This window comes from Lysobacter sp. H21R4, from assembly GCF_015277535.1.
Lineage (GTDB): Bacteria > Pseudomonadota > Gammaproteobacteria > Xanthomonadales > Xanthomonadaceae > Novilysobacter > Novilysobacter ciconiae.
The window spans coordinates 2569108-2594959 of the sequence record NZ_CP063772.1 but is presented as its reverse complement, the minus strand read 5'-3'; the positions used below and the strand labels follow the sequence as shown (position 1 = coordinate 2594959).

The 25852-nt window shown below is 68.5% G+C and carries 24 protein-coding genes; 9 read left to right on the top strand and 15 right to left on the bottom strand.

The window, feature by feature from the left end:
- The first annotated feature begins 54 nt into the window (after positions 1-54).
- The 7 genes from mltB (at position 55) to INQ40_RS11765 (ending at position 8520) form a co-directional block, all read left to right on the top strand.
- Complete coding sequence (gene mltB / locus INQ40_RS11795) at positions 55-1209, top strand: lytic murein transglycosylase B (protein WP_194340578.1); 1155 nt, start codon at positions 55-57, stop codon at positions 1207-1209.
- A complete protein-coding gene (locus INQ40_RS11790; protein WP_194340577.1) occupies positions 1206-2543 on the top strand; it encodes a septal ring lytic transglycosylase RlpA family protein in 1338 nt (445 codons plus the stop codon). The genes mltB and INQ40_RS11790 overlap by 4 nt, the downstream gene beginning before the upstream one ends.
- Positions 2544-2604: 61 nt before the next feature.
- Positions 2605-3840, top strand: coding sequence for a D-alanyl-D-alanine carboxypeptidase family protein (locus tag INQ40_RS11785; protein WP_193984796.1), 1236 nt, complete (start codon positions 2605-2607; stop codon positions 3838-3840).
- 49 nt (positions 3841-3889) lie between these two features.
- Positions 3890-4168 (top strand): DUF493 family protein, encoded by a 279-nt coding sequence (locus tag INQ40_RS11780; protein ID WP_193984794.1) that lies wholly within the window; start codon positions 3890-3892, stop codon positions 4166-4168.
- Between the two features lie 119 nt (positions 4169-4287).
- Positions 4288-4938: a lipoyl(octanoyl) transferase LipB gene (gene lipB, locus INQ40_RS11775; RefSeq protein WP_228482212.1), complete on the top strand. Its 651-nt coding sequence runs from the start codon at positions 4288-4290 to the stop codon at positions 4936-4938.
- Between the two features lie 33 nt (positions 4939-4971).
- A complete protein-coding gene (gene lipA / locus INQ40_RS11770; RefSeq protein WP_194340575.1) occupies positions 4972-5985 on the top strand; it encodes a lipoyl synthase in 1014 nt (337 codons plus the stop codon).
- A 291-nt stretch (positions 5986-6276) separates the two neighbouring features.
- Entirely contained in the window at positions 6277-8520 is a 2244-nt protein-coding gene (locus INQ40_RS11765; RefSeq protein ID WP_194340574.1) for a carboxy terminal-processing peptidase, read from the top strand.
- An 81-nt stretch (positions 8521-8601) separates the two neighbouring features.
- Here the strand turns inward: INQ40_RS11765 and INQ40_RS11760 are convergent, their stop codons facing one another.
- The 15 genes from INQ40_RS11760 to INQ40_RS11690 all read right to left on the bottom strand — a co-directional run bounded on the left by INQ40_RS11760 (position 8602) and on the right by INQ40_RS11690 (position 22216).
- A complete protein-coding gene (locus tag INQ40_RS11760; protein ID WP_194340573.1) occupies positions 8602-9921 on the bottom strand; it encodes an ABC transporter permease in 1320 nt (439 codons plus the stop codon).
- Between the two features lie 2 nt (positions 9922-9923).
- On the bottom strand, positions 9924-11081 hold the full coding sequence (locus tag INQ40_RS11755) for an ABC transporter permease (RefSeq protein ID WP_194340572.1): 1158 nt from the start codon (positions 11079-11081) through the stop codon (positions 9924-9926).
- 7 nt (positions 11082-11088) lie between these two features.
- Positions 11089-11781 (bottom strand): ABC transporter ATP-binding protein, encoded by a 693-nt coding sequence (locus INQ40_RS11750; RefSeq protein ID WP_194340571.1) that lies wholly within the window; start codon positions 11779-11781, stop codon positions 11089-11091.
- A complete protein-coding gene (locus INQ40_RS11745) occupies positions 11778-12998 on the bottom strand; it encodes an efflux RND transporter periplasmic adaptor subunit (RefSeq protein WP_194340570.1) in 1221 nt (406 codons plus the stop codon). Before INQ40_RS11745 ends, INQ40_RS11750 begins: the two co-directional genes overlap by 4 nt.
- Positions 12999-13061: 63 nt before the next feature.
- Entirely contained in the window at positions 13062-13361 is a 300-nt protein-coding gene (locus INQ40_RS11740; protein WP_194340569.1) for a transcriptional regulator, read from the bottom strand.
- Positions 13358-13930, bottom strand: a complete 573-nt coding sequence (locus INQ40_RS11735; RefSeq protein ID WP_193984776.1) for a hypothetical protein — start codon at positions 13928-13930, stop codon at positions 13358-13360. Before INQ40_RS11735 ends, INQ40_RS11740 begins: the two co-directional genes overlap by 4 nt.
- Positions 13931-14046: 116 nt before the next feature.
- Positions 14047-14601, bottom strand: a complete 555-nt coding sequence (locus tag INQ40_RS11730) for a cytochrome b/b6 domain-containing protein (RefSeq protein ID WP_194340568.1) — start codon at positions 14599-14601, stop codon at positions 14047-14049.
- A complete protein-coding gene (locus tag INQ40_RS11725; RefSeq protein WP_194340567.1) occupies positions 14598-15698 on the bottom strand; it encodes a catalase family peroxidase in 1101 nt (366 codons plus the stop codon). The genes INQ40_RS11730 and INQ40_RS11725 overlap by 4 nt, the downstream gene beginning before the upstream one ends.
- A 133-nt stretch (positions 15699-15831) precedes the next feature.
- Entirely contained in the window at positions 15832-17205 is a 1374-nt protein-coding gene (locus INQ40_RS11720; protein ID WP_194340566.1) for a leucyl aminopeptidase family protein, read from the bottom strand.
- Positions 17202-17933 (bottom strand): HAD-IA family hydrolase, encoded by a 732-nt coding sequence (locus INQ40_RS11715; protein ID WP_194340565.1) that lies wholly within the window; start codon positions 17931-17933, stop codon positions 17202-17204. The genes INQ40_RS11720 and INQ40_RS11715 overlap by 4 nt, the downstream gene beginning before the upstream one ends.
- 31 nt (positions 17934-17964) lie before the next feature.
- Positions 17965-19077 (bottom strand): AI-2E family transporter, encoded by a 1113-nt coding sequence (locus tag INQ40_RS11710; protein WP_194342555.1) that lies wholly within the window; start codon positions 19075-19077, stop codon positions 17965-17967.
- Positions 19078-19133: 56 nt separating this feature from the next.
- Positions 19134-19610 (bottom strand): hypothetical protein, encoded by a 477-nt coding sequence (locus tag INQ40_RS11705; RefSeq protein ID WP_194340564.1) that lies wholly within the window; start codon positions 19608-19610, stop codon positions 19134-19136.
- Between the two features lie 100 nt (positions 19611-19710).
- A complete protein-coding gene (locus tag INQ40_RS11700; RefSeq protein ID WP_194340563.1) occupies positions 19711-20265 on the bottom strand; it encodes a phage holin family protein in 555 nt (184 codons plus the stop codon).
- Positions 20266-20274: 9 nt separating this feature from the next.
- On the bottom strand, positions 20275-20610 hold the full coding sequence (locus INQ40_RS11695; RefSeq protein ID WP_193987374.1) for a hypothetical protein: 336 nt from the start codon (positions 20608-20610) through the stop codon (positions 20275-20277).
- 139 nt (positions 20611-20749) lie between these two features.
- Positions 20750-22216 (bottom strand): Do family serine endopeptidase, encoded by a 1467-nt coding sequence (locus tag INQ40_RS11690; protein WP_228482020.1) that lies wholly within the window; start codon positions 22214-22216, stop codon positions 20750-20752.
- Positions 22217-22674: 458 nt separating this feature from the next.
- On the opposite strand from INQ40_RS11690, the gene INQ40_RS11685 reads away from it, so the two are divergent.
- On the top strand, positions 22675-24834 hold the full coding sequence (locus INQ40_RS11685) for an adenosylcobalamin-dependent ribonucleoside-diphosphate reductase (RefSeq protein WP_228482211.1): 2160 nt from the start codon (positions 22675-22677) through the stop codon (positions 24832-24834).
- A 69-nt stretch (positions 24835-24903) separates the two neighbouring features.
- Positions 24904-25740 carry an NrdJb gene (locus INQ40_RS11680; RefSeq protein WP_194340561.1) on the top strand — a complete coding sequence of 279 codons (837 nt, stop codon included), beginning with the start codon at positions 24904-24906 and terminating at the stop codon, positions 25738-25740.
- The last annotated feature ends 112 nt before the right edge of the window (positions 25741-25852 follow it).

Sequence of the window (25852 nt, the reverse complement as noted above, 5' to 3'; positions counted from 1 at the left end):
TCGAGGCCGCGCGAGCGGTTCAGGCCTTTGCGAACAAGTGCTAACCTCATCCAGATGAGCCGAACCCTTGCCAGCCGCGCCCTGCTATGTGCGCTCCCGTTCGCCCTGGTCGCCTGCGCCACGCCCGTCCAGCCCACTGACAAGCCTTCCTCCGCGTCCACCATCCTGGTGCCCGACGAGACCTCCCCGCCGAAGCCGCCAAGCCAGCCGGTGGTGTCCAACGCGCAGCCGATCGCGGTGGCGGTACCCGAGTTCATCCGCACCACCTCTGCCAAGTACGACGTCGATGCCGCCTACATCACTTCGGTGATGGCCAAGGCGCAGATGCGCGAGGGCATCATCGCGGCCATGTCGCGGCCGGCCGAGGCCAAGCCGTGGAAGGACTACCGGCCGATCTTCATCTCCCAGCAGCGCATCACCGCCGGCAAGGCGTTCCTCGCCAAGCACCGAGCCGCGCTGGACAAGGTCGAGGCGCAGTACGGCGTTCCGGCGGAGATCATCGTCGCCATCATCGGCGTGGAAACCAGCTACGGCGGCAACACCGGCAGCTATCCGGTAGTGGACGCGCTCTATACCCTCGCGTTCGCCTATCCGCGCACCAACGAGCCGGGCCGGATCGAGCGCGAGAACAACCGTGAGCAATTCTTCCGCGACGAGCTCGCCCAGCTGTTCGCCATGGGCAAGGAAAACGGCTTCGACGTGACCACGCTCAAGGGCAGCTACGCCGGGGCGATGGGCTGGGGCCAGTTCATGCCGTCCAGCTACCGCGACTACGCCGTGGACGGCAATGGCGACGGCAAGGTCGACCTGTTCAACAACCTCGATGACGTGTTCGCCTCGGTCGCCAACTACTTCGTCAATAAGGGCGGCTGGAAGCGCGGCGAGCCGATCGTCTCGCGGGCGGTGCGGGCGAAGGGTGCCGCGGCGTTCGAGCCGGAAGGTCTGGAGCCGCGCTACACCCTGGAGCAGCTGGCTGCACGGGGTTACAAGCCGCAGACGCCCATCGCCGGTGCCGGCAACGCGACCCTGCTCAACCTGGACGGCGTGAACGGGCCGGAGTACTGGCTGGGCTACCAGAACTTCTATGCGATCACCCGCTACAACATCTCCAAGCACTACGCGATGGCGGTGTACCAGCTGTCCGAGGCGATCGCGGGGCGGGAGAATCCGCTCGCGGCAGTTCCGGCCAGTGGCCGTCCGGGCGCATGAAGCGGCTGCTGGGGGCCGGCCTCGTCCTCGGCCTGGCCGCCTGCGCCAGCGGTCCCGGCAAGAAATCCGATCCTCCGGCTGACACGGCGGGCACGGCCAAGGCGGCCGGTCACACGGTGCGCGGAAAGTCGCCGTATCCGCCGGCGCAGGAAGACCTGTCCAAGCGCGGCCACTACACGGCCGGCGGGCTCTACGCGCCACACATCAAGGACTCCGCCCCGGACATCGACATCGATGTCTCGCTGATTCCCGAGCCGGAGGTGGTCGCCGAGGCGCGGTCGGCCTACGGCAACCGGCCAACCTATGCCGTGCTGGGCAAGAACTACCAGGTGCTGAACGACACCAGGGGGTTCGTCGAGCGCGGCACGGCCTCGTACTACGGCAACAAGTTCCACGGCCGGCGCACCTCCAACATGGAGGTCTACGACATGTACGCCTTCACCGCCGCGCACAAGTCGCTGCCGCTGCCCAGCTTTGCGCGGGTCACCAACCTGGACAACGGCCGCTCGGTGGTGGTCCGGGTCAACGACCGCGGCCCGTTCCACGAGGGCCGGGTGGTGGACCTGAGCTATGCCGCGGCGGTCAAGCTCGGCGTCCATCCGGCCGGTACCGGCCGGGTCGAGGTGCGCGCGCTGCAACCGGGTGAGGCGCCGCCGACGCAGTATGCGGCCGCTGCAACGCCGCCGGCGCCAGCGGTTCAGACTCCCGCGACCCGGCCCGCAGCCACCGCGCGCGCGCCGGACTCATCGATGGATTCGCTGGTCGCCAAATTGCCCACCGCTGTGGCGCCCGTCGCTGCCCCGACGGTCGTGGCCGCCGCCGTGCCCGTCGCGACCACCGGCGGGACCGAGGACTGGCGCTTCCAGATGAGCCGCGATGGCCGGGCGATGACCGCCGACGACTTCGATGCGTGGATGGCCGAGCGCCACATCAGCATCGTCGGCGGACGGGTCGTACGCGACGATGCCGTGCCCGGCAAAACCCCGTCACAGGCGACCGTGGCATCGGCCGCCCCGGGCGTCAGCCCCCCCAGCGCCCCATCCAGTGCACCGCCGCCGACGGCCGCGGCCACCGCCGGCGTGATCCAGGCCAGCGAGGTCGGCGACGGCGTGGTCCTGCAGGTGGCCAGCTTCACCGCGCGCGATAATGCCGACCGGGCCCTGGCCACCCTGCGCGGCGCCGGCATCGCCGCCGCCAACCTGCACGACGGCATGGCCAACGGCCGCCAGGTCTGGCGGGTGCGGGTCGGTCCGCTGGAAGCGGCGGCCGCCAATGGCCTGGCCAGCCGCATCGCCGGCCTCGGCTTCGGCACACCCCAACGCGTCAAAGAGTAGTTTCGCTTCCCTTCCAATATCGATACCCATCGGCCCCGCGCCGACCCGGAGCAGTTCACCAATGAAGTCCTACCGCGCAATTGGCATCGCCGCGCTCACCACCTTTGCTTTCGGCCTCGCCTTCGCCCAGACCCCGGCGCCGCAGCCCACCCCGCAACCGACTCCCCAGCCGCAGGCCGCCGAACAGGCGCCCGCCAGCGAGGCGTTGCCGGTACCGCCGCCTCCGGCGATCGTCGGCACCGCGTGGATCCTGATGGATGCCGCCAGTGGCAATGTCCTGGCGGGCGAGAACATCGACGAACCGCTGGAGCCGGCCAGCATCACCAAGGTGATGACCAGCTACGTCATCGCCGCCGAGATGGCCGGCGGCAAGGTCAAGCCGACCGACCAGGTGATGATGACCGAGAACGCCTGGCGCAAGGGCGGGGCGGGCACCGACGGCAGCTACTCGGGCTTCCAGGTCAACCAGACCGCGCCGCTGCTGGAGATGGAAAAAGGCATGGTCGTGCAGTCCGGCAACGACGCCGCGATCGCCCTGGCCGAGCATGTGGCCGGCAGCGAATCCGCCTTCGCCGCGCTGATGAACCAGTACGCCAAGCGACTGGGCATGAAAAACTCCCACTTCGCCAACGCCACCGGCTTGCCGGACGACGGGCACGTGTCTTCGGCGCACGATCTGGCGCTGCTCGGGATCGCCCTGTCGCGCGACTTCCCCGAGACCTACTCCTACAACAAGATCAAGGAGTTCACGGTCGGGCCGATCACCCAGCCCAACCGCAACGTGCTGCTGTGGCGCGACAGCACCGTGGACGGCATCAAGACCGGCCACACCTCCGGCGCCGGCTACTGTCTGATGGCCTCGGCCAAGCGCGACGAGCAGCGCCTGGTGTCCGTCGTCATGGGCTCCACCTCCGAGAAGCAGCGCGCCAGCGACAGCCAGGCGCTGCTCAACTGGGGTTTCCGCTTTTACGAAACCCACAAGCTGTACGACGGCGACACCGAGGTGGCGACCCACAAGCTGTGGAAGGGCGCCGTGGACACGCTGGAGCTCGGCGTCGCCGAGCCGTTGCTGGTGACCGTGCCGCGCGGCCGCTACGAGCAGCTGCAGCCGACCATGGACGTGCCGGCCACGCTGGTCGCCCCGATCGAGAAGGGCCAGGCGATCGGCACGGTGAAGGTGATGCTCGATGGCAAGGTCGTTGCCGAGCGCCCGCTGGTGGCACTGCAGGCGGTCGAGCGCGCAGGCTTCTTCAAGCGCCTGTGGCACGAGCTGCTGCTGTGGTGGAAATCCACCTGAGCCCCGATATCTGACCCCCACCCTGACCCGGACCACAGCGAAGTGAGCGATGGAACTGATATCCGACAACCCCGAGCACGGTTTCCAGTTTCCCGGTGAGTTCGAGCTCAGCGCGATGGGCGCGGCCGACGCTGGGCTGGAGACGGAACTGCCGCAGCGCCTGACCGATGGCGGCATCGAGGTATTGACCGAGCGCATCCACTGGAAGCACTCCAGCAACGGGCGCTACGTGTCGGTGCGCCTGACCTTCCGCGCCGAAAGCCGCGAGCAGTACGACCATGCCCACCAGTTGTTGCGCGATCACCCGGAAGTGAAGTGGACGCTGTAACGCCGGCTGCCACCGCCTCGGAATCCGGCGATGGCGGATTCGCCTTGAACGCACCCGCGCCTGCATCCGCACTCGCGCCCACGCCCACGCCGGCAGCCCCGGTAGGAGCCGCGCGAGCGCTGCCGCACGCCCTGTTGCGCGACCTGGGCCGGCAGCCCTACCAGCCGGTGTGGCGCGCGATGCAGGACTTCACCGATCGCCGCACCGCCGACACGCCCGATGAGCTGTGGCTGGTGGAGCACGACCCGGTGTTCACCCTCGGCCAGAGCGGTCGCGCCGAGCACGTCCTGGCGGCTGGCGACATCCCCGTGGTCCAGGTCGACCGCGGCGGCCAGGTGACCTACCACGGCCCCGGCCAGCTGGTGCTGTATCCGTTGCTGGACCTGCGCCGGGTCAAGGTCGGCGTACGCGACTACGTGGCCCGGGTGGAGCAGGCGGTGATCGACACGCTGGCGGACTGGAACATCGAGGCCGGCCGCCGCGACGGCGCGCCCGGCGTGTACGTGGCCGGGGCCAAGATCGCCGCGCTCGGCATTCGCGTCCGCCGCGGCTGCACCTTCCACGGCCTGGCGTTCAACATCGACATGGACCTGTCCCCGTTCACGCGCATCAACCCCTGTGGTTACGCGGGTTTGCGGGTGACCTCGATGGTAGACTTGGGCGGTCCCTCGGGGCTGCAGGCCGTCAAGCCGGCGCTGGTCGAACACTTCGCCGCGCAGTTTGGCCTGAAGGTCGACGAGGCCCCGTCGCCGGCCCTGCCCACGCTCTGACCGGCACCCCCGCATTCACGTCCCGGATTGTCCATGAGCGATAGCGCCAGCAAGTCCATCCCCCTCGCGATTGTCGGCGGCGACGCACCGGCGTCCCTGCAGCCGGGCGTGAAGCAGCTGGCCGGCGACAAGATCAGCCGCTCGCCGGTGCAGTTCGCTGAAGCGCCGGTGCTGCGCAAGCCGTCCTGGATCCGGGTGCGCATCCCGTCCGGCAACGCGGTCGCCAAGCTCAAGGAAAAGCTGCGCGCGAACCGCCTGGTCACGGTCTGTGAGGAAGCCAGCTGCCCCAACATCCACGAGTGCTTCGGCCACGGCACCGCGACCTTCATGATCTTGGGCGAGGTCTGCACGCGCCGTTGCAGCTTCTGCGATGTCGCCCACGGCCGGCCCAAACCGCCGGACGCCGCCGAGCCGGCCAACCTGGCGCGCACGGTCGCCGACATGGGCCTGAAGTACGTGGTGGTGACCTCGGTCGACCGTGACGATCTGCGCGACGGCGGCGCCGGCCATTTCGTCGAGTGCATCGCCGCCATCCGTGCCCAGAGCCCGGGCACGCGGATCGAGATCCTGACCCCGGACTTCCGCGGCAAGGGCCGGATGGAGCGCGCGCTGGAAATCCTCGCGGCCAACCCGCCGGACGTGTTCAACCACAACCTGGAAACGGTGCCGGAGCTGTATCGCAATGTGCGCCCGGGCGCCGATTACCAGTGGTCGCTGACCCTGCTGCAGAAGTTCAAGGCCCAGCATCCCGACGTGGTGACCAAGTCCGGGATCATGCTGGGGCTGGGCGAGGAGCGCGAACAGGTCGAGCAGACCCTGCGCGACCTGCGCGCCCACGACGTGGACATGATCACCATCGGCCAGTACCTGCAGCCCAGCGCACACCACCATCCGGTGATGCGTTACTGGACGCCGGAGGAGTACAGGCACTTCGAGACGTTCGGTCTGGGATTGGGCTTTACCCACGTCGCGTCCGGCCCGCTGGTGCGCTCCTCCTACCATGCCGACCGCAGCGCGGCGGAGGCGGGCCTGGCGGTTTCAGCCTGAGCCGGACGTCCCTGTCGCATCAGTACCCGGGTGCGGCAGCGGGCGATCGCCGCAGCGATTTGCGCACCTCGTGCGTCGTGCGTACGCGGTCTTCGCATCCACCTGTCTAAGCTTCCGTCTCGGCCTTGCGCGACAAGGCCGTAGCGTTTCCTGACCGTGCCCTGACAACGTGACAGCGCCCGCAACTTTCGGCACTGTCAGGGAGTCCAAGCTGCTTGCAATCTCGATCTTCCCGTACTGCGCCAGTCCGTTGCACCCCCTCCCACTAGTCGGCCGCCCCGCCCCTATTTCATGATCGCCAAGACCCCCCTGCTTGCCCTGCTGTTGACCGCCCCGTTGGCGCTGCTGGCGCGTGCCGACAATGCACCGGTGGTCGCGCCCACCGCGGTGGAAACACCGGCCACCGTGGCCCGCGCCAGCGGCAGCAAGCCGGCGGTGCTGCCCAGCGGCCCGACCGCCGACCAGGCCACCGCGGCCAAGCTGGTCTACGGCCTGCTGTCCGACAGTCGCTACGCGTATCGGCCGCAGCCGCTGGACGACGCGCTCTCGGCGGACATCTACAAGCGTTACCTGGAGGCGCTCGACGGCGGCAAGCAGTTCTTCACCGCCGCCGACATCGCCGGATTCGACCGCTACAAGACCCGCCTGGACGATGCGATCAAGAGCGGCAAGCTGGAGCCCGGCTACGCGATCTTCGCGCTCTACCGCCAGCGCGTGAACGAGCGCATCCGCCACGCCCGCGGACTGCTCAAGCAGGACATCTTCGATTTCAGCGGTGATGAGCAATTCCACTACGACCGCAAGAAGGCGCCGTGGGCGGAAGACACCGCCGAGCTGGACGAGCTGTGGAAGCAGTCGGTCCGCAACGACTGGCTGCGCCTGAAACTGGCGGGCAAGGAGTCCAAAGACATCGCCAGGACGCTGGACAAGCGCTACGCGAACCTGGCCGACAACGTGGCCCAGCTGGAAGGCCAGGACGTGTTCCAGACCTTCCTCAACAGCTACACCAACGCGATCGATCCGCACACCAGCTACTTCACCCCGCGTTCGGCGGAGAATTTCAACCTGTCCATGTCGCTGTCGCTGGAAGGCATCGGTGCGGTGCTGCAGAAGCAGGACGACATCGTCGCGATCCGCGAGATCGTGCCCGGTGGCCCGGCCGACAAGTCCGGCGTGCTTGCTCCCGGCGACCGCGTTGTGGCGGTCGGGCAGGGCACCAGCGGCAACATGGAAGACGTGATCGGCTGGCGCATCGACAACGTGGTCGAGAAGATCCGCGGGCCCAAGGATTCCAAGGTGCGGCTGGACGTGGTGCCGGCGAGCGCCGGCCTGGACAGCGAGCCGGTGCGGGTGGTGATCACGCGTGACAAGGTGCGCCTGGAGGACCAGGCCGCCAAATCCAAGGTGCTGGAGATTCCCGGCATCGGCGATGCGCCGGCCAAGCACGTGGGCGTGATCGAGCTGCCCGGTTTCTACCAGGACTTCGAGGGCCGCCGCCTCAACAACGGCGATTACGCCTCGGCCACCCGCGACGTCGCCAAGCTGCTGGTGGACATGAAGAAGCAGGGCGTGGACGGCGTGGTGCTGGACCTGCGCAACAACGGCGGCGGCTCGCTGAACGAGGCGATCGAGCTGACCGGCCTGTTCATCGACCAGGGCCCGGTGGTGCAGGTGCGCGAGTCCGGTGGCCGGGTCACCGTCAATGGCGACGACGAGCCGGGCGTGGCCTGGGACGGACCGCTGGCGGTGCTGGTCAACCGCGGCTCCGCGTCGGCATCGGAGATCTTCGCCGGTGCGATCCAGGACTACGGCCGCGGGCTGGTGATCGGCGAGAACACCTTCGGCAAGGGCACGGTGCAGAACCTGGTGGACCTGGACCGCTGGCCGGGCGGTGAGGAGGAGCGTTTCGGGCAGGTCAAGCTGACCGTGGCCCAGTTCTTCCTGCCCGGTGGCAGCTCGACCCAGAACAAGGGCGTAGTGCCCGACATCCAGTTCCCGGCGTCGGTGGATGCCACCGAATACGGCGAGAGCACCTACGACAACGCGCTGCCGTGGACGCGGATCGCCGCGGTGCCGCACAAGGTCTACGGCGATTTCAGCCACATCCTGGGCACGCTGGACAAACTGCACACCGCCCGCGTCGCCAACAACCTGGAGTTCCAGTGGTGGCGCGAGGACGTGGCGCGCTTCCGCGAGGAGTCCGCGAAGACCACGATCTCGCTCAACGAGGCCGAGCGGCGCCGCGAGCGCGACGCCAGCGAGGCGCGGCGCAAGAAGCGTCAGGAAACCCGCGAGGAGCTCGGGCTGGCGCTGGATCCGCTGGCGCTGATTTCCGCCGATGACGGGCTGACCGCCAACGAGCGCGACATCGTCCAGGACGCCGCGCGCGAGAAGGCCGCCGAAGACCGTCCCGACCCGTTGTTGCAGGAGTCTGCATCGATCCTGGCCGATGCGATCCACCTGCTGGCCAACGACCGCAAGCTGTCGGCGCTGGTGTTGCCGATCTCGACCCGCGCCGGACACTGGGCCGACTGAGGGCCAGAACCACGGCGGTCGGGCCTGCGGGCCTGTCCCGCTGCAAGCGTCGAACGGGCACCTTCGGGTGCCCGCTTTGTTTCAGCCGTCCCGAAGCGCGACCGTCACCGGCAGGCGCGCGGCGCGCAATGCCGGGAACAGGCCGCCGACCAGGCCGATGCCCAGCGCCCATTTCAGGCCGGTCCACAGCAACTGCGGCGAGACCTTGAACTGGAACACCACCTGGCTGAAGTTGTTGCCCAGCGTAGACACCGTGTAGCCGTTGAAGATCGCCCAGGCGATCAAGCCGCCCAGCACGCCGCCCAGCAGCGCCAGCAGCATCGTCTCCAACATCACCGCGAGCACGACGGGCAGGCTGCGGAAGCCGATCGCACGCATGGTGGCGATCTCGCGCGCACGCCCCGCCACCGCCGCGTACATCGTATTGAGCGCGCCGAACACCGCGCCCACTGCCATGATCGCGCCGATCACCGTGCCAAGCACGTTGATCAGCGTGCTCAGCTGGCCGGACTGCTTGCGGTAGTAGCTGCGGGTGGTCTCCACGTCGAGCTTCAGGCGCGGGTCGGCGTCCATCGCCGCCTTGAGGCGCTGGAAGCCGTCCGCACCCTCGGTGCGCACGGTGATCGACTGATAGGCATTGCGCCGGTAGGTCGAGGCGATGGTCTGCGCGTCGCCCCACAGCTCCGAATCGTAGGCGTCGCCGGAGGCGAACTTGCCCACCACCGTCCACTGCTGGTTGGCGAACTCCAGCGTATTGCCCACTTCAAGGCCGCGGAACTGCGACTGCGCGCCCTGGCCGACCACCAGCTCCTGCAGGCCGGGCTGGAACCTGCGGCCTTCCACCAGGCGCACGCCCGGACGCACCTGCCAGGCTTCCTCGCCGACGCCGCGCAGCTGCGCGTTGGAATCGCTGCCATCGGATCGTGCCTTCAGCGCCACCACCTGCGAGAGCTCGGCGGTCAGCAGCGGCTTGCCATCCGCGTCGCGGGCGATGCCCGGCAGGCTGGAGACCAGCGGCACCTGGTCGCGCAGGATCACCGAGTTGGTTTCCGCCTGTGACCCGCCGCGCAGGATGATCGCGGTGTCGTCGCTGCCGGTCGCCTGCAGGGTCGACTTGAAGCCTTCGCCCATCGCCAGCATCGCGACCAGTACACCGACCACCCCGGCGATGCCGACGATGATCACCGAACAGGCGCCCCACCGCTGCGGCAGGCTGGAAATACCGATCCGCGTGGCCGCCAGGGACAGCCGCCCGCTGCGGGTCAGCACCAGCCAGGTCGCCAGCGCGACGGCAAGGGCAAGCAGGCCCCACCACGGCAGCACGATCCACGCGGCCAGTCCCGCCGCCAGCAGCGCGACGGTCAGCAGGTTCCACAAGCGCTGCCTGTTCACGGCCCGCATCCTCACCTCCCCGCCAGCGCGTCGACGATTTTCAGCCGCTTGGCCCGCAGCGCCGGCAGCAGGCCCACCACTACACCGATGGCGACCATCAGCCCGATGCCCACCAGCCAGGTCTGCGCCGGCACCTGCGGCAGGCCGATCATCCCGCCGCTGGCAGCCGAGATCCCCGGCATCGCCAGCGCGGCCAGGGTGAGCCCGGTCAGCCCGCCGATCATCACCAGCAGCACCGACTCGGCCATCACCAGCCCGAGCATGGTCGAATCGCGGAAACCCAGCGTCTTCAGCGTGGCCAATTCCGGCACCCGCTCGCGCACCGCCTGGGCCATGGTGTTGCCGGTGAGCAGCAGCAGGGTGAAGAACACCGCGCCCATGATCGCGGTGACGATCAGGCCGATGTCGGCGAACTGCTTGGCAAACGACTGCTGGAAGGCCGACTCGGTCTGGCTCTTGGTCTCGTGGTCGGAGTTGGCCGAGAGTGCGTCGATCGCCTGCGCCACGCGCGAGGCCTGGCCCGGGTCGGCCAGCTGCACGGTGAAGAAGCTGACCTGGTTCTTGATGTAGTCGTTGGCCTCGTCGAAGTACTTCCAGTGCATCAGCAGCTGCTGCTCGGCGCCGACGTTGTCGCGGTCGCGCGCGCGGTAGATCGCCTCCAGCTGCAGCGGCCAGTCGTTGCTGCCGCTGCGCGGAAAGATGGTCGCCTGCAGCGGAATGGTGTCGCCGATCTTCCAGTCGAACTTCTGCGCCAGCGCGTCGCCCACCACCGCGCCGGTCTGGTTGGCCTGCCAGGCTTTCAGCTGTTCGGCGGAAAGGTCAAAGTCGGTGTAGACGTCAAAGTAGTTGTCGGCCACGGAGAAGTTGGGGAAGAAGTTCTTCGGATCCTGGTAGATGCCGCCGAACCACATCGCGTAGGTCGCCTTGCGCACGCCCGGCACGCCCTCGATCTGGCGCAGCAGGCGGATCGGCAGCGTCTGCGTGATCGACAGCCGCGAGGCGACCACCAGCCGGTTGGCACCGTCCACGCTGCCGCCGGAATTGAAGGCCACCCGGACCGAGTCGAGCATGCCGAACAGCAGGAAGGCGGCGACCACCGACAGCAGTGTCAGCAGCGTGCGGGTCTTGCTCCGCCGCAATTGGGCCCAAACCAGCCAGAGGTATTTCATCGCCGCCTCAGCGCACCAGTCCGGGCGCGTCCACCAGCTCGCCCTTGTCGAGGTGGACGGTGTGGCTGGCGTATTCGGCCGCCTTCGGGTCGTGGGTGACCATGATGATGGTCTTGCCGTGGTCGCGGTTGAGCGACTGCAGCAGGGCCAGGATCTCCTCGGCGGAATGGCGGTCCAGGTCGCCGGTGGGCTCGTCGCAGATCAGGAAGGTCGGGTCGGACACGATGGCGCGCGCGATCGCGACGCGCTGCTGCTGGCCGCCGGAAAGCTCGTTGGGCTTGTGCGAGGTGCGATCGGCCAGGCCGACCAGTTGCAGGGCGATGCCGGCATTGCGCTTGCGCTGCGCGGCCTTGAGCGAGGTCAGCAGCAGCGGCAGCTCGACGTTCTTCTGCGCCGTCAGCATCGGCATCAGGTTGTAGAACTGGAACACGAAGCCCACATGCCGGCTGCGCCAGTTGGCCAACTGGCCGGCGCCCATGCGGTCGATGCGCTCACCTTCGATCGCGATCTCGCCGCCGCTGGGCGTGTCCAGGCCGCCGATCAGGTTCAGCAGCGTGGTCTTGCCCGAGCCGGACGGCCCCATCAGGGCCACGAAGTCGCCCTCGGCGATGTCCAGGTCGATGCCGTGCAGCACCTCGATCTTCTCCGGCCCGCGCTGGTAGGTCTTGGTCAGGTTGCGCAGGCTGACCAGCGGCGTCATGGCGCCGCGTCCCTGGCCACGCGGACCTTGTCGCCGTCCTTGAGTTCCGCCGGCGGGTCCAGCACGACGGTCTCGCCGGCCTTCAGGCCCGCGAGCACCTGGCGGTCGCTGCCGGTGGTGATGCCTGCTTCCACGGGCCGCAGGGCGACGGTGTCGTTGGTGTCCAGCACGAAGACGACGTCCTTGCCGTCCCGGCTCGCCACGGCTGCCGCCGGCACGCGCACCCCTGGCGGCGCTTCCTCGCCGGCCTTTTCCATGAAGCTGACGCGCACGCCCATGTCGGGCACGATCCGCGGGTCCTTCTCGTCCAGCGCGACCCGCACCTTCACCGTCGCCTTGCCGCGGTCGGCGGTCGGGATGATCGCGATCACCGAGCCGGGAATGCGCCAGTCCGGGTAGGCGTTGAGCACGGCCTCGACCGGCATTTTCGGCGTCACCCGGCCGATGTAGGCCTCGCCGACATCCACCTCCACCTCCAGCGAGTCCATGTCGACGATGGTGCCGATGCCGGTGCGGGTGAAGCCGCCGCCGGCTGACAGCGGCGAGATGATCTCGCCGGGCTGGGCCGCCTTGGCGATGACCACGCCGGTGAACGGCGCGCGCACCACGGTGTTGTCCACGCCGTTGTCGGCGATGGCCAGGCGGTCGGCGGCGACCTGCGCGTTGCGCTGCGCGGTCAGCAGTTGCGAGCGCAAGGCGTCGCGCTCGGCCACGGCCTGGTCGTACTGCGCGGCGGGCACCAGCTGTTGCCGCGCCAGTGGCGCGAGGCGGGCGGCGTTGGCGGCGGCTTCGCTGGATTGGGCCTGGGCGGCGTCGATCTGGCTGCGCGCGGCGGCAAGCTGGGCCCGGGCCAGGCTGCGCTCGGCGTTGGCATCGATCGGGTCCAGCGTGGCCATGATGTCGCCGGCCTCGACCTGCTGGCCCTCCTCGATCATCACCTCGCGCACCTTGCCGGTGACCTTGGAGGACACCGTGGCCATGCGTCGGGCGACGACGTAGCCGGTGGCATCCAGCACCGCCGCGCTGCCGCTCGACATCGGTACCGCGGCCGCGGTGCGTACCTCGATACCGCCCTGGCCGCGCAGGAAGAACCCGGCGGCGAGGATCAGCACCAGCAGCACGCCAGCCGCGACCAGCCAGGGCCAACGTTTCCGTGGCTCCGGCGGAGCCGAGCGGTCGATCTTGAGCGACTTGAGCAGCTCGGCCGAGTCGTTCATATGCGCCCTCGCAGTGGTGGTCGCCCGAGTGTGACGCGCGCCCCGATCACTGCCAACCGCCCTCTATCCGGCCGCCGTCGCGATCATCGCCTGCAGCGCCGCCAGATGGCTGTCGAGGGCGTCGCGTCCGGCCTCGGTAAGGCGGTACCAGGTGACCGGCTTGCGTTCGACGAAGTCGCGCCGCAGCGCCAGGTAGCCGGCGTCTTCAAGCTTGCGCAGCTGCGCTCCCAGGTTGCCATCGGTGAGTGACAGGCTCTGCTTGAAACGCGCGAAGCTGATCTCTTCGTGGCGTGCCAGCAGGACGCCGATCGCCAGCCGCGCGCGGTGTTCAAACGCGCTGTCGAGGCCGTCCAGCGCCTTCATTCCGGATGGACCGGCGACCGCGAGCGCTGGCTGCTGAAACCTGCCCAGGCCAGGGCGATCGCGACCAGCAGACCGGTGGCGGTCCAGGTGTAGGGCCAAGCAAACATCGTCAACACGACATAGGCGGCGAGCATCAGCAAGCCGGTCCACAACAGCGGTCGCTCCAGATGCACGCCGGCCAGCGCGTAGGAAATCGCGGCCACCAGCATGAAGTTGCCGACCGCGGTCTCGATCGGCGCGCCGCGCATCACCGGCAACCAGCAGACCAGGAAGGCGGCGCCCGTCACCAGCCAGTGCAGGCCGTGGCGACGCCCGTGCGCCTGATCCACCGAACCGCTGTGTTTTGTATCCCGCGCCGCCAGCCAGATGCTGACCAGGCCACCGCCGATCCCGAACAGCACCCAGAACGGCGCCGCCAGTTGCGGGGCGAAGTCGGGCAAGGCCCAGCCAACCGCGATGATTGCCGCCCACATGAAGTAGATCGACGGCACGCCTGCGCTGCGGTCGTGCCGGCGTACCGCGCCGACCACGTAATCCAGATCCTGTTTGAGCTGCTCAGCCTGTTGCATGGTCCTGCTCCTTCGGTTGATGGGTGACAAAGTACTCTGGTTTACAGAGTTGTCAAGCGGCAGAATATTCCGCCCCACCAATCAAACGCGCCGTCGCGTCGCTGGAGACCGCGGCTTTATCGGCTCTCGTCGTGCACGGGGCCGCGCGCCATGCTGGCGAACACGCCGTCGCGCCGCACCCATGCGTGGAACAGCGCCGCCGACAGGTGCAGCAACACGGTGGCGAACAGGAGGTAGGCCAGCAGTTCGTGGGCGCCGCGGAGCAGGGCGAACAGCGTCGGCGAATGCGGCAGGATGGCCGGTAGGCTGACGCTGCCGAACATCACGATGGGATAGCCGCCCGCCGAGAGCATTCCCCAGCCGATCAGCGGCATCGACAGCATCAGCGCGTACAGCAACCAGTGCGAGGCGCGGGCGGCGGTCTTCTGGATGGGGGGCAGGTCGGCGGGCAGCGGCGGTGGACGGTGGGTCAGGCGGTTGCCCAGCCGCAGCAGTGCCAGCAGCAGGATGGCGATGCCGATCGGCCGGTGCAGCTCGATCAGCATCGGGCGCAGGGTCAGGGAGGCGACCATGGTGACGCCGACAAACAGCATGGTCAGGATCAGCACCGCCATGCTCCAGTGCAGCAGGCGCGCCAGCAGGTTGAAATGCGCAGGCGGACGCGGGTTCATGGCGACACCGCCTGGTTCATGGCATCGGCGGCCTTGCCGCTGGCGATCTCGCGCTCACGGCGGAAGAAGGATTGCGCGTACACGCCCGAGCGCGCGGCCAGAATCGGGTCATCCGACGCCGCGATGCCGGTGGGCAGGATCAGCGGATCGAAGTTCACGTCGCGGCACGGGCCCGTGGCCTGCGGCTGTGCCTGCTCAAGGCTGAGCGTGCCGACGGTGACCTGGCGGCGCGCTTCGGGCCACGGTTGCGACGGGTCGTCCAACGCATCGCCGGTATCGGGCAATGTCACCACCATGTCCCAGCGCAGGGGGCCCGTCGCCAGTCGGCGGTCGAGCTCCTCGGCGAGGTAGTCGGCGGAGGCCTGCTCGCGCTGCGCCTTGTCCATCTCGACGAAGGGCGCCCGTGGCCGCATCGACCAGCGCACCGGCTGGCGCTCGCCGGCAGCGTTGACGAAATAAAAGGTGTGGACGCCGTTGTAGGCGGTGTTGGCCCAGCTGTCCGACCAGGGGGCCGATTTGGCCCAGGCCTGGAAGCGACGTGCCTGCGGGTATTTGGCCAGAAACGCGGTCATTTTCGCCGGGTCGGGCTTGCCGGTCGCCGGATCCGGGATCCCCGCGCGGGTCTGCTCCATGAAGGCCTGAAGCGTGGGCGCGCCGAAGAACGGAAAACTGTTCATCGCCATGCGCCATTGCTGGCCGTCGTCGGTGCGGATCAGCAGCGCCATGCTGCGCACGCGCGCTGCAGCATCGGCGCCATGCGGATCGCCGCCACCGATCGACATCCGCCCGAGCACCGGTACGGCGGGCTGCGCGAACGCGCGTGCGCTCGACAGGGCCGCGCCGTCCGCGCTGCCCTGGAAGCTGCCGCTGACGCAGACGCCCTTGCTGTGCGCGCGCCGGAAGCCGGGATGGTCGGCGCCGGTCGCCTCGATGGTGTCGACGAACCCCTGCGACGTCAGGCGTCCGCTGCTGCCGATCCAGCCGGCCGCCCAGGCAAACCCCGCGGCCCCGCCGAGGGCAATCAGCCCGATGGCGGCAAGCGGGAGCAAGGAACGTCGTGGCGGGCGCCCGTCGGGCGTGGGGATCTGTGAGGTCATCGCAAGGTCCGGTGGATGCCACCCGTGATACACCCGGACAGCCGGGAACGCCGTGACGAGGAGGTTCGTCCGCCCCAACTACACCAGGTTGTGCGCACGGATCTGTCGTCGGCGCGCAGCGCGCCTGAACGGCTCAGCGGCCGTAGCGTTGCGTGAGCATCGTCCACGCCGAACGCAGCGCCAGCGCCTCGCCGCCCGCCGGGCGTCCCGGTCGATCCTTGTCGTTCCAGGCGTACACATCCAGATGGGCCCACTTCTGGCCCTCGCTGATGAAACGCTCCAGGTACAGCGCCGCCGTGACCGCGCCGGCCATGCGCGAACCCGCGTTGGCGATGTCGGCGATGCTGCTGTCCAGGTAGCGCAGGTACGGTCGCCACAGCGGCATGCGCCAGACCGGGTCCCGGATCGCTTCGCCGGCCTCCAGCCACTGCCGGGCCAGCGTGTCGTCGTTGGCGAACAGCGCCGGCAGGTCCGGCCCAAGCGCCACGCGGGCGGCGCCGGTGAGGGTGGCGAAGTCGATGATCGTGTCGGGGTTCTGCTCGCAGGCGTAGGCCAGCGCGTCGCACAGCACCAGCCGGCCTTCGGCGTCGGTGTTGTCGACCTCCACCGTGATGCCCTTGCGCGTGGTAATGACGTCGCCGGGGCGGAACGAATCGGGGCCGACCGCGTTCTCCACCGCCGCCACCAGCAGGGTGAGTCGCACCGGCAAGGCCTGCGCCATGACCAGCCCGGCCAGGGCGAGCGCGTGCGCGGCGCCGCCCATGTCCTTCTTCATGTTGCGCATGCCGTCGGCGGCCTTCATGTCCAGCCCGCCGGTATCGAAGCACACGCCCTTGCCGACCAGGGCCAGATGGGGATGCTCCGGCTTGCCCCAGCGCAGGGCGATCAGGCGCGGCGCGCGATGCGAAGCGCGACCGACCGCGTGGATGGTCGGAAAGTTCTGCTCCAGCAGGGCGTCGCCGGCGGTCACTTCCAGCGTCGCGCCGTGGCTGTCGGCGAGCTCGCGCGCGGCATCTTCCAGCTGCTGCGGACCCATGTCCTCGGTGGGCGTGGTGACCCAGTCGCGCACCCGCAGGCACGCGGCGATGACATCACGCACTTCCTGCGACGCAGCCGCCGCCAGCTCGGCCGGCGCGCGCCTGGGCTTGCGGTAGCGTGCGAAGCGGTAGCTGCCCAGGCCCCATCCCAGCTGCAGGTTGCTGGCGTCCTCCGCGTTGAGTTCTTCGGCGGGCTTCCACACCGTGCCGGCGGGCAGCGCGAAAGGCGCGTGCGCGTAGCAGTACGCGTCGGCGCGGTCAGCCACGCCGATCACGGCACCCGCGATGCTGCCATCGTCCGCCGACAGCAACGCCACCGAACCGGCGCTGGCATCGAATGCCTGCGCGTCCAGCCATTGGCCATGCGCCGGTGATTGGGCCGCGCGCCACTGCTCCAGCCGGTCAGGGCTGACGATGTGCAGGGGCAGGGCATCGGTGGTGGCATCGGTAAAGCCGGGCGGCAGGCTCATGGGCGGATCGACTCCTTGGAGTGCGTCGCGTCGAGCCAGTCGGCCAACGCGGCAAGTGTGGGGAATTCAAGGTCGGGACGGGGCCGTGCATCGGGCCACGGCGGGAACCGGCCGTGCTCGTCGGCGCGGTTGATCCAGCAGGCGCGCAGTCCGGCCTGGCGCGCGCCGATCACGTCCATGTAGGGATCATCGCCGACGTGCAGGACGTGCTCGCGGGGCAGGCCGAGGCGCTCGGAGGCGGCATGGAAAATGCTCGCGTCCGGCTTGGCGGCGCCGTGCTCGCGCGCGCCGAGCTGGAACTGGAACAGGTGCATCAGGCCGATCGTGTCCAGGCAGGCGTTGCCGTTGCTGACGGCGGCCAGCGGTACCCGCGCCGCCAGGCGCTCCAGCGCGTCGACGCTGTCGGGGTAGTGCGTCACATCGCAGCGGGCGGCGAAGTACGCGTCGTAGGCCGCCTCGGCCAGGGCGACGTCCTCGTCGGCGAGCACCAGCATGCGTTCGATCATCCACCGGCGCTGCGCGGTCATGTCGTGGGCAAGCCGCGGACGCTCGCGGTTGGCCAGTTCACGCAGGCGCTGGCGCTCGCTGGCCGGCCACATCCGTGCCGCGCGGGGCGCGTTTTCCGCCATCCATGCTTCCAGCGCCGCCTCTGCGCCCACGATGGCCGGCGCGATGGGCCAGATCGTGTCGTCGAGGTCGAGGGTGATGGCGTGGACGGGAAAGCTCACGCGGTCATTCTAGCCCGTCGAAAAATGCCGATCATTCCAGCAGGCGCGCCCAGCCTTCCAGGCCCTCGATGCGCGACAGGGTGATTTTCACGCAGACCAGCAAAGGCACCGCCAGCAGCAGGCCGATGATGCCCCACAGCGAACCGAACGCCATCAGCGCCATGATCAGCACCAGCGGCGACAACCGCATCTGCCGGCCGAGAATCACCGGGGTCAGGATCTGACCCTCCAGCGTATGCAGTCCCAAGTAGATACCCGCGGGCACCAGCGACATCCAGGCCTCGTCGAAAGCCACGAACCCCATCAGCAGCATGATGATGATGCCGATCAGGGGCCCGACGTAGGGGGCGAAGTTGAGCACCGCCGCCATGGTTCCCCACAGCAGCGCTTCGGCCAGAGGCACGCCGAGCAGGTAGAAGGACCCGGCCAGCGCCAGGCCGAGCATAAGGTTGATCGCACTGATGGTGAGCACGTAGCGCGATATCTCGCGCTCGATGGACTGCATGATCTCGACGGTGACGCGCTTTTGCTGGCGACTGGGCAGCAGCGAGATGGCATTGCGTTGCAGGTTTTCCCCGTAGACCATGAAGAAGAACGTCAGCAGCACCACCGCCAGCAGCGAGGTCAGCATCATCGGCGTGGCGGTGAGCGACTTGTAGGGGTCGTTGACCTCGGTGCGCACCACGTCGACCTTTTTGCCATCGCCGGCCTCGGTGGCGCGCGCGATGCTTTGCGCCGCCTCGCTGGCGGCGTGGACCGGCTTGCTCATCTGGCGGAGTTTGGGTGCCAGCCGGCTGAGTTCCTTGGGTACCTGGCGGGCCCATTCGGCAGCCGGTTGGGCCAGCTGGTAGCCCAGCGCAAGCGCGGCCGCCAAGCCGCCGAGCAGCACGATGGTCGCGCACAGGACCCGCGGCAGGCGCAGGCGCCGCAGTCCACGGAGGATCGGGTTGCCGATCAGGGCGAAAAACATCCCCAGCAGAATGGGCAGCACCACGCCCTGGGCCAGCCACAGCGTGTAGCCCACGGCCAGGGTGGCGAGCAGATTGAGCGCATGCGACGCGCGTGGACGCACCGCCGAGAGCGGGGGATCGGCGTCTGGCGCAAATTCATCGGTCCCGGAAGCGCTCGCGCCGGGCAGCGTCAGGTCCTGGTCTTCCGGGGCGGCAGGGGACCCGGGTTGCGCGGGTCCCGCGGCCATGGTCAGCCGTTGCCTCCGGCCTGGCGCGCGGCGGAGGCCAGCCGCTCCAGATAGTCCTGGGCGGCGTTGTCGCTCGTTCCGGCGGGCAAGCGGCGCCGCTGCCGGCGCGCCGAGTCGGCGCTCGCCGCTACGCCTGCAGACTCCGCTGCGACCGAGGCAGCTGCGGCGTGCGTTTCCTCCGCGGATTCTTCGGCGGCTTCGGCATCGCTGGCGGCCGAGGCCGCGGTCATGCCGGAGAACAGGGTCATCAGGGTGCTGCTCATGCGCAGCAAGCCGCCGCCACGGGCGACGGTCTGCAGCGGCTCGGCCCGCCCGATCAGGAATCCGCTGGCCAGTCCGACCACGATGATCCGGCCCGGGGACCACATGGCCAGCCACGAGTCCTTCAGCTGGCGCAGGTCAGCGCCCACCCGGCGCTCGTTCGCCTCCAAGGTGTTTTCGGCCTGGTCGACCTTGTTCTTCAGCTTTTCAAAATTCATGAGTTCCGCCTTGGGCCGACGGCGGCACGCGCCGCGCGTCGGTTGCATTTATCGGATTTCATTGGCGGGCTGTTACCGGGAGACCGGATACCTGCCAGCCTCACGTGCCCGCCTGCTCGGTGGGAGGGCGGCGGGTCTGCGCCGCAGCCGGCTCACGCGGCGGCTTGCCCTGCTCCGCATCGCGGGCCGTCTCGGCCGAATCCGGTGAAGGCATCAGCTCCGACAGCTCGCCGATGCCCAGCCGGGCCAATTGGCGACGGGTCGCGTCCAGCCGGGTATGGCCGAAGTAATGCACCGCCGCCCATGTGGCGATCGCCGCCGCCAGCAGGCTGAGGCCCGCCGGGATCAACAGCGCCGCAGTCCAGGTGAGCACGGTCGCTCCGTTGAGGAACACCACCAGCGCGCCCATCAGGAACAGCCATGCGGTGGCGCCGCAGATGATCGCCACCCCGCTCATGGCCAGGGTACGGCCAAGGGCGCTGCGGGCGAGCGAGACATCCGCTGCCACCAGTGCCCGCAACGCCTTGGCCGTGTCGCCTGCGGCGGAGAGACTGGCCCGACCGGTCAAGCCGATCTGGCGCAGGGCCTCCCGCAGCTCGTCGGCCACGGGGGGATCGTCCTCGTAGGGTCGGTCGTCTTCGCCGTGGCTGTGCATTGCGGCGGCTTAGTCGTTGTTGCGGGTGAGCTTGGCCAGCACCCAGCCCGCAGCAAGCGCGGCACCGAAGGCGGCCATCGGACGCTCGCGGATCAGCTCCGACGCGCTGTCGATCAGGTCGCGCCCCTTCTCCATCAGCTCGTCGGCCTGCTCGCGGGCGGCGCCGGCCACTTCGCTGGCTGCGGCTCTGGTCGCCGATGCGCTCTCGGACAGCTCGGACTTGATGCCGGCCTGACCGGTGCGCAACTCTTCGCCGGCGGCCGATGCCGCACCCTTAAGGGTCTGGCCGGTGTGCTGGGCCGCCTGCTTGAGGTGGGTACCGGCTTCGCCGAGGTTGGACTTCATGGACTCGGTGGGCTTGGTGGCAGTGGTGCCGGACGTGCCGCTCGTGCCGGTAGTGCCGGTGGTGCTGCCGCTGCTGCCAGTGGTGCCGGAGGTCTGGTTGGAATTCATGGATGTCGCTCCTGATGGGGGATCGTGGGGTTTATTGCATCTGCAGCACACCGCGTTGATTGCCGCGAACGATCTGCAAGACCAACTGTGCCGGAGGCCGTGTGAAGCCCGTGCGGAAGCCGGCCAGATCCTCGAACGCCCCCGCACTGGACCCCATCACCACGTCACCCTCTCGCATGCCGCTCGCCGCAGCGCGGCTGCCCTGGGCCACCGACTCGACCAGTACGCCCGAGATGCCGGCCTGGCGCAGGCGCTCGGGCAATTCGCTGAAGCCGGCGCCGGCCAGTCGTGGATCCAGGCTCACCCCGGCCAGCGCCCGCGGCTGCTCCCTGAGTTTGGCCGACAGCCGCAGCGGCTTGCCGTCGCGACGGATGTCGAGTTGCACCTGGCTGCCGATGGCGTGCAGGCCTTCGAAGTTGCGCAGCCCGTCGCGGTTGTCGATGCGCTCGCCGTCGGCGGCAATAATCACGTCGCCGGATTTGAGGCCCGCGGCGGCGGCGGCCGAATCGGCGTGCACGCGTGTGACCAGGGCGCCACGCGGGTGATCCAGTCCCAGCGCCCTGGCCAGCCGCGCATCCACGTCCTGCGCGTCCAGGCCGAAGCTGCCCCGACGCACCTCGCCGCTGGTCACCAGCTGGTCCATCACGTTGCGCGCAAGGTTGACCGGGATCGCAAAGCCCAGGCCGATGTTGCCGGCCATGCTGCCGCGCGGGTTGAAGCTGGCCGTGTTGATGCCGACCAGCTGACCGTTGAGGTTGACCAGCGCGCCGCCGGAGTTGCCCGGGTTGATCGACGCATCGGTCTGGATGAAGCTCTGGTATCCCAGCCCGCGCAGGCCGGTGCGGCCGACGGCGGACACGATGCCGGAGGTGACGGTCTGGCCGATGCCGAACGGATTGCCGACGGCGACCACGAAGTCGCCCACGCGCAGATCGCCCGAGTCGGCCAGCGGTATCTGCTGCAGCCCCTCGGCGGGGATGCGCATCACCGCCACGTCGGTGTCCGGGTCGGAGCCGACGAATTCCGCCGCCAGCGTGCGCCCGTCCGCGAGGGTGACGGTGACCTCCTCGGCGCCCTCGATGACGTGGTGGTTGGTCAGCACATAGCCGCGCGTCGCATCGACAATGACGCCCGAGCCCAGTGATTGCTCGATGCGTTCCTGCGGAATGTGGGGAAACATGCGCCGGAACATCGGATCGTTGGCAAACGGGTTGTTCAGCCGGACGCGTTGCTTGGCCTGCACGCTGACCACCGCGGGCGTCACCTGCGCGAGCATCGGCGCCAGCGATGGCAGCGGCTGGCCGGCGACCGCGGAGGGCAGCGATGTGGCCATCGGCGTGATCGCCGGTGCGCTGGACTGCGCGGTCGGCGCGGCCACGGCCGGTGCCTGCAATCCATGCAGGACGGCGGCGGCCACCACCCCGCCGAAACAGGCGGCGAATGCGAGCATCGCCAGCATGCGCATGGAAGGTCGTGGCGGATTCCGATCGGTGCTCATGGGCGGTCCCCGGCAAGGCTGAAAAAGGCAAACACCAAGTGTGGTTCAAGCGCGGTAAATCGTCGATGAAGCCGGGCTTTGCCCGTCCGCGTGGCGCGCCAGGCCCTGCCGTCCATAGCCGCAAATCGCGCGCTCCGCCAGCGTTGACTTGGCCGGGGGGTGTCGGTAGCGTTGACCTCCTTGGCAGCCACAACATGTTGTGGTCAGGCACGCCGGATACGCCCAGCACTTGGGTTCATCCGCTTATGTCGCCAAGGCGTTCGGATCCGTGTCAAGCGGTGCCGGAGGACCCCTGCGAAGCTGACGCGAGTGCGGCGCTGCCGGGTTCCAGGACATCGTCGACACCCATCAACGCGGCGCCGGTCCACCGGTTCCGCACCCGCTTTCCGGCCGCGCCCAGCAGCGGCCACCCAGGAGAAAGATCAGGCATGAGCACGGTGCGCCTCGAGGCAGCAAGCATGGAAACTTCCGGCAATTCCAAGACACCCGGCGTCGACACCCCGGCGGTAATGAAGATCGCCATGCAGCCCGCGTCGCTGGACATCTGGGACAAGAAGTACCGGCTGGTGACCAAGGACGGCACGCCGGTGGACGCCGACATCGACGCCACCTACCGCCGCGTTGCGCGCGCACTGGCCGATTCGGAGTCCACCGACGAGCTGCGCGCCTACTGGCATGAGCGCTTCACCTGGGCGCTGCGCCACGGCGCCATTCCCGCCGGCCGCATCACCTCCAACGCCGGCGCGCTGGAGCACAAGCCGGCGACCAGCACGATCAACTGCACCGTCTCGGGCACCATCGAGGATTCCATGGACGGCATCCTGGAGAAGGTCCACGAGGCCGGCCTGACCCTGAAGGCCGGCTGCGGCATCGGCTATGAATTCAGCACCCTGCGCCCGCGCGGTGCGTTTGTTGCCGGCGCCGGTGCCTATACCTCCGGGCCGATGTCCTTCATGGATATCTACGACAAGATGTGCTTCACCGTGTCCTCGGCCGGCGGCCGTCGCGGCGCGCAGATGGGCACCTTCGATGTCTCGCATCCGGACGTGAAGGATTTCATCCGCGCCAAGCGCGAGGACGGCCGCCTGCGCCAGTTCAACCTGTCGCTGCTGATCACCGACGGCTTCATGCAGGCGGTGGCCGACGATGAGGACTGGCCGCTGGTGTTCCCGGTCAACCTGAAGGAGAAGGGCGACGTCGACGTTGACGATCCGTCCCAGGTGGTCTGGCGCGACTGGCCGACCCACCGCAACTACATCGTCCGCGACGATGGCCTGGTCGCCTGCAAGGTCTACGGCCACATCAAGGCCCGGCACCTGTGGGACATGATCATGGTGTCAACCTATGACTACGCCGAGCCGGGCTTCATCCTGATCGACCGCGTCAACGAGATGAACAACAACTGGTGGTGCGAGGACATCCGCGCGACCAACCCCTGCGGCGAACAGCCGCTGCCGGCCTACGGCGCCTGCCTGCTGGGCTCGATCAACCTGACGAAGTTCGTGCGCAACGCCTTCACCGAACAGGCCAGCTTCGACTGGGACGAGTACCGCGAAGTGGTGCGCGTGTTCACCCGCATGCTCGACAACGTGGTGGAGATCAACGGACTGCCCTTGCAGCAGCAGCGCGACGAGATCATGCGCAAGCGCCGTCACGGCATGGGCTTCCTCGGCCTGGGCTCGACGGTGACCATGCTGCAGATGAAGTACGGCTCGCCCGAGTCCTGCGAGTTCACCGAGCAGGTGGCCCGCGAGATGGCCGTCGCCGGCTGGGAAACCGGCCTGGCGCTGGCGAAGGAGAAGGGTCCGGCGCCGATCATGGACGAGCAGTTCACCGTCGATGCCGAGATGCTGCGCAAACGCCCGGAAATGGTTGCCGATGGCTGGAAGATCGGCCAGGAAGTCGCCGGCAAGGTGCTGCATGCCAGGTACTCGCGCTACATGCAGCGCGTGGCCGAAGTCGCCCCCGAACTGGTTGCCGAGCTGGCCGAGGTCGGAGCCCGCTTCACCCACCACAGTTCGATCGCGCCCACCGGCACCATCTCGCTGTCGCTGGCCAACAATGCCTCCAACGGCATCGAGCCGTCGTTTGCCCACCACTACAGCCGCAACGTGATCCGCGAGGGCAAGAAGTCCAAGGAGAAGGTGGACGTGTTCTCCTTCGAGCTGCTGGCCTACCGCAGCCTGGTCAATCCCGGCGCGATGCCGTTCTCCGATGAGCCGGCCACGCGCCTGCCCGAGTACTTCATCGCCGCCGACGACGTCACGCCCAAGCAGCACGTGGACGTGCAGGCCGCGGCGCAGAAATGGGTCGACAGCTCAATCTCCAAGACCGCCAACGTGCCCACCGACTATCCCTACGAGGATTTCAAAGACATCTACACCTACGCCCACGCGCAGGGCCTGAAGGGCTGCACCACGTTCCGCTTCAACCCGGCCGCCTTCCAGGGCGTGCTGGTCAAGGAAGCCGACCTGGAGAACACCACCTACCGCTTCGAGCTGGAAGACGGCAGCGTGGTGGAGGCCAAGGGCAACCAGGAAATCGAGTACGACGGGGAGATGCACTCCGCCGCCAACCTGTTTGATGCCCTCAAGGAAGGGTATTACGGCAGGTTCTGAGCCACGCATCCCCGCGCGCGGCCCACCCGGGCCGTCGCGTCGTCCACCAATGCACCAGGAGTCTGGCCCATGGCCATCAAGATCGACCAGAAAATCAAGGGTTACAGCGTCGTCAGCGCCGAGGACCGCGTCCGCGAAACCGCGGCGCAGGATGCCGCCCAGGCCGCCGACAGGGACAGCAACGTGGTCCAGATGCACGAGAAGATCGAGCGTCCGGAGACCCTGATTGGAACGACCTACAAGCTGAAGACGCCGTTGTTCGAGCACGCGCTGTACGTGACCATCAACGACATCATCCTCAATGCCGGCAGCGAGCACGAGCACCGCCGGCCGTTCGAGATCTTCATCAACTCCAAGAACATGGACCACTTCCAGTGGATCGTGGCGCTGACCCGGATCATGTCGGCGGTGTTCCGCAAGGGCGGCGACGTGACCTTCCTGGTGGAGGAGATGAAGGCGGTGTTCGATCCGCGCGGCGGTTACTTCAAGGCCGGTGGCGTCTACATGCCATCGCTGGTCGCCGAGCTGGGCAGCATCGTGGAGGAGCACCTCAAATCGATCGGGATGATCCAGGACCCGGAGATGAGTGCTTCCCAGCGTGAGCTGATCGCCGAGAAGCGCGCGGCGTACGCGGCCATGGAGGCCAAAAAAAAAACTGAGGTAACCCCGCTCGCGGAGAAGGTCGCCACCGCCGAGCTGCCGCCGCGGGACGAACTCAGCGGCCACCTGTTTCCCGAGCCGCGGGTCAGCGACACCCCGCGCAGCGAGGATGTCGAGGTCACCGGCGACGGCGGGGTGGCCTTTCCGCCCTCCGCCGCGATGTGCCACAAGTGCAGCACCAAGGCGATCGTGATCATGGACGGCTGCGCGACCTGCCTCAATTGCGGTTATTCCAAGTGCGGCTGAGTCCAGGGCCCTCCCGCGCGCAGCGGCACCGCGCCGATTCGCGCGCGTTTCACGGAATTTTTGGGACGTCTCTGCGAGCATCCCCCGACGCGTAATCCACGCGCGTTAACGG